The 3119-nt window shown below is 69.7% G+C and carries 4 protein-coding genes; 1 reads left to right on the top strand and 3 read right to left on the bottom strand.

Features of this window, described 5'->3' with window-relative positions; genetic code table 11:
- A partial coding sequence (ilvD, locus tag ON27_RS06840) for a dihydroxy-acid dehydratase (RefSeq protein ID WP_043721108.1) occupies positions 1-1511 on the bottom strand: 1511 nt, incomplete at its 3' end.
- A gap of 140 nt (positions 1512-1651) precedes the next feature.
- Between ilvD and ON27_RS06835 the strand changes: the two genes are divergently transcribed.
- Positions 1652-2038, top strand: coding sequence for a helix-turn-helix domain-containing protein (locus ON27_RS06835; RefSeq protein ID WP_083887411.1), 387 nt, complete (start codon positions 1652-1654; stop codon positions 2036-2038).
- Between the two features lie 219 nt (positions 2039-2257).
- Here ON27_RS06835 and ON27_RS06830 read toward each other — a convergent pair whose 3' ends face one another.
- Positions 2258-2851, bottom strand: a complete 594-nt coding sequence (locus tag ON27_RS06830; protein ID WP_043721109.1) for a ClpP family protease — start codon at positions 2849-2851, stop codon at positions 2258-2260.
- 146 nt (positions 2852-2997) lie between these two features.
- A partial coding sequence (locus tag ON27_RS44640; RefSeq protein WP_043721105.1) for an ATP-dependent Clp protease proteolytic subunit occupies positions 2998-3119 on the bottom strand: 122 nt, incomplete at its 5' end.

Below are 3119 nucleotides of genomic sequence, written 5' to 3'. Positions count from 1 at the left end.
GGTCCGCCGTCGACGGCTTCCGGCGCGACGTGCCCGACACAGAGCCCCGTCGTTCCGCCGGAGAACCGCCCGTCGGTGAGCAGCAGGACGTCCTTGCCCAGCCCCGCGCCTTTGATGGCCGCGGTGATGGCCAGCATCTCGCGCATGCCGGGACCGCCTTTCGGGCCCTCGTACCGGATGACCACCACGTCGCCCGCGGTGATCGTGCCGTCCTCGAGGGCGTCCATCGCCGGTCGTTCCCCGTCGAACACCCGTGCCGTGCCGGTGAAGACGTCGGACTCGAAGCCCGCCGACTTGACCACGGCGCCATCGGGTGCGAGCGAACCGGTGAGGATGGCGATGCCACCGGTCGGATGGATGGGCGACGCCATCGCCCGGATCACCTTGCCGTCGGGATCGGGCGGGGTGATGTCGGCGAGGTTCTCCGCCACCGTCCTGCCCGTCACGGTCAGGCAGTCGCCGTGCAGCAGTCCGGCGTCGAGCAGCGCCTTCATCATCACCGGCACGCCGCCGATCCGGTCCACGTCGGTCATCACGTGGTTGCCGAACGGTTTGACGTCGGCGAGGTGCGGCACCCGGCGGCCGATGCGGGCGAAATCGTCCAGGGTCAGCTCGACCTTCGCCTCGTGCGCGATGGCGAGCAGGTGCAGCACGGCATTGGTGGAGCCGCCGAACGCCATGACGACGGCGATGGCGTTCTCGAACGCGGGCTTGGTGAGGATGTCGGAGGGCGTGATGCCCTGGCGGATCAACTCGACCACGGCCTCGCCGCTGCGGCGGGCGTAACCGTCGCGGCGACGGTCGGTCGCGGGCGGCGCCGCGCTGCCGGGCAGCGACATGCCCAGCGCCTCGGCCGCGCTGGCCATGGTGTTGGCGGTGTACATGCCGCCGCAGGCGCCCTCGCCCGGACAGATCGCCCGCTCGATGGCGTCGACGTCCTCGCGGCTCATCAGCCCGCGGGCGCAGGCGCCGACCGCTTCGAACGCATCGATGATGGTCACCTCGCGTTCGCTGCCGTCGGAGAGCTTCGCGACGCCGGGCAGGATCGAGCCCGCGTACAGGAACACACTCGCCAGATCCAGCCGGGCCGCGGCCATCAGCATCCCCGGCAGCGACTTGTCGCACCCGGCCAGCAGCACCGAACCGTCGAGCCGCTCGGCCTGCATCACCGTCTCGACGCTGTCGGCGATCACCTCGCGGGAGACGAGGGAGAAGTGCATCCCCTCGTGCCCCATGGAGATGCCGTCGGACACCGAGATGGTGCCGAACTGCATGGGGAATCCGCCACCGGCGAAGACGCCGTCCTTGCAACCTCTGGCCAGCCGGTCCAGCGACAGGTTGCAGGGCGTGATCTCGTTCCACGAGGAGGCCACGCCGATCTGCGGCTTCTCCCAGTCCTCGTCGCCCATGCCGACCGCGCGCAGCATGCCGCGCGCAGCGGTCCGCTCCAGGCCGTCGGTGACGTCGCGACTGCGCGGCTTGAGATCGGAGACCTTCGTATTCTCGGGCACGGTTACCCATCATCCTCGGTCCGGCCCGATCACGGCGGTGACCACGCCGAATCCGGGCACACCGGCGCCGGAACTACCCGCTCGTACGCCCAGAGCGTAATGCCGGGCAGACCGGCGATCCGGGATCGTACGCTCGGACCATGACCGAGCACCCGAGACTTCACTCGATCCCCGGTGGACGCGACGATCTGCCTCGGCAGCCGCAACCGCAGGCGCCCCCGGAACCCCTCTGGCGCGAGGTGCTCGGCGAACAGTTGCGCACGCTGCGGCAGGACCGCAGCGAGACGCTCGTCGAAACAGCCGGGCGCGCGGGCATTTCCCCGCAGTATCTGTCTGAGGTGGAGCGGGGGCGCAAGGAGCCGTCGAGCGAGATGATCGCCGCCCTGGCCGGGTCGCTGGGCACCACGCTGGGTGAGATCCTCGGCCAGGTGGCGGACGACCTGCGGGCCCGTCGCCGAGTCGCCTTCCTGCAACGGTCGGCACCGCGTTCCGGCACAGGACCCACCCTCATGGCGCTGGCGGCTTAGCGCCGCGCGCCTACCATCGCACACGGCCCCGAGCCGAGGCGCGGGCACGACCGGCCGGACCCAGCCTGTCAACAGCCCACCCACGGCCGGAGCGAAACCGCGGGTACGACCGGCCGGACCCAGCCCGTCGACAACCCCACCCACGGCCGGAGCGGAACCGCGGGTACGACTGGTCGGACGCAGTCCTTCGACACGCGCACAGGTGGCGCGAGGCGCAGGTCAGTCCCGGCGTCCCAGTACTTGGTCGACGAGCCCGTACTCGATCGCGGCCGACGCGGTGAAGACCCGGTCGCGGTCGGTATCGCGCCGTAGCCGCTCCACCGTCTGCCCGGTGTGGCGCGACAGGATCGACTCGATCTCCGCCCGCATCCGCACCAGTTCGTCGGCCTGCAGGATCAGATCGGGAATCGTGCCCTGCCCGCGCGCGGCGGGTTGGTGCAGCACCACCCTGGCATGCGGCAGCATGGCGCGGCGGCCTGGCTCGCCACCGGCCAGCAACACAGCGCCGACCGCGATCGCCTGCCCGACGCAGGTGGTCTGCACCGGCGACTGGATGTGCTGCATGGTGTCGTATACCGCCAGCATCGAGGACAGATCACCGCCCTCGCAGTTGATGTAGAGGTTGATCTCCTGTTCCGGGCTTTCCGATTCCAGGTGCAGCAACTGCGCGATGAGCGCGTTGGCGACGCCCGAGTCGATCGGCGTGCCGAGATAGACGATCCGCTCCGCGAGCAGATGGGAGTAGATGTCGGTGATCCGCTCGCCGCCGCGCGGATGCTGCGCGATCACATTGGGAATGGTGTAGGTGCTCATGCTGTATCCGTTCGCGGCATGGGCGGGGCCTTCCGTGGTCACGCTCCGCTGCCTACTCCAGGCCTGACCGCTCATGCTGTATCCGTTTGCGGCATGGGCGGGGCCTTCCGTGGTCACGCTCCGCTGCCTACTCCAGGCCTGACCGCTCATGCCGAGATCCCGATTCGCTGGCGTTGCGGGACGATCTGCCCGAACGAGTCGACGATGTGGTCGATGAAGCCGTACTCCTTGGCCTGGGCCGCGGTGAACCACCGGTCGTGCAGCGAAT

It is taken from the genome of Nocardia asiatica NBRC 100129, from assembly GCF_000308415.1.
Classification (GTDB): domain Bacteria; phylum Actinomycetota; class Actinomycetes; order Mycobacteriales; family Mycobacteriaceae; genus Nocardia; species Nocardia asiatica.
The sequence above is the reverse complement of the archived record's forward strand: the minus strand, read 5'-3'. Positions and strand labels throughout refer to the sequence as shown.